We start from the raw sequence: 245 nt of genomic DNA on the forward strand, positions 1-245 counted from the left end.
GGACTTTTGCGCAACGTCAAATAGCAAAAACCTAAACTGATGCCGCTACTGACCTGGCTGACCCGTTGCAGCTCCTCCGGTTTGCCGATGCTGATTTGCACGGGATGCCGACAACTGGTTCCCAAATCTTTTTCGAAAAGCGGCGGAGTTATCCAGTACTCAACCGCTTTAAGCAGCGGATGACGTAAATGGTAATAATCATGGCTTTCCAGGCGCACCAGCTCTGCTGTGAATTGTGTTAAGCG

At 50.2% G+C, this 245-nt stretch carries 1 protein-coding gene; it reads right to left on the reverse strand.

From position 1 onward, the window contains the following. Window positions 1-245 (reverse strand): hypothetical protein (locus MFF21_RS23820; protein ID WP_238315060.1); only part of this gene is annotated, 245 nt, incomplete at both ends.

Origin of the sequence: Methylobacterium organophilum (genome assembly GCF_022179465.1) — a bacterium.
Taxonomy (GTDB): Bacteria; Pseudomonadota; Alphaproteobacteria; order Rhizobiales; family Beijerinckiaceae; genus Methylobacterium; species Methylobacterium organophilum.